Annotated in this window: 1 protein-coding gene; it reads left to right on the top strand. The window is 60.0% G+C overall.

From position 1 onward, the window contains the following. Window positions 1-130: 130 nt before the first annotated feature. On the top strand, window positions 131-615 hold a 485-nt coding region (locus tag ABD768_RS43005; RefSeq protein WP_344850769.1), incomplete at its 3' end, for a hypothetical protein.

The following is a 615-nucleotide window of genomic DNA, read 5'->3' as shown; positions in this document are numbered from 1 at the left end:
CCGTGGACAAGCTGAGCATGTTCACGGGGACCTTCGATGACTTGGTGCAGCGCCTACCCGACACACCTCCTCAGGAGGAGCGAGACGCCCACGACGAGCGTGTTTCTCCACGCCGGATGGGAGGCAATCGATGAAGCTCCATCCTTTCACCCCTGAACGCCAGGTCGGCGTGATCTACCAGGTGGAGGGATCCTTTGCTGACGTCACCTTCAGTGCCGCGACAAAACTCCCACGCTCGCACTTCGGTGAGTATTTGGGGCGCGGTGAAGTTGGCGAGTTCGTCGTCATTGACGTCGGTGGCACGGCCGCATTTGGGCGTCTTCTTCGAGTTGGATCGACGACCAACAATCTCGATACGCTCACACAGCAAGATCACCGGGTGGCTGTCGAGGGGCGGATTCAGCTCCTGTCTACTCTTCCCCTCGACGGCAAGGCGACTCGCGGCATCTTGAGGTATCCGAAAGTTGGCGACCCCGTTTATGCGGCAAGCGCCGAAGCAATCCTGTCAGTTCTTCAAGGCGGAGCCGCCGATCGCAACACCCCACTGATCCTCGGTCGTCTATCCGTGGATGACTCTGTTGAGGTCGCCGTGCCTCTCGCACGCCTCTTTGGACG

This window comes from Kribbella ginsengisoli, from assembly GCF_039537185.1.
In the GTDB taxonomy this organism is placed as follows: domain Bacteria; phylum Actinomycetota; class Actinomycetes; order Propionibacteriales; family Kribbellaceae; genus Kribbella; species Kribbella koreensis.
Note: the sequence above shows the minus strand (reverse complement) of the source record. Positions and strands in the feature narration are given on the sequence as shown.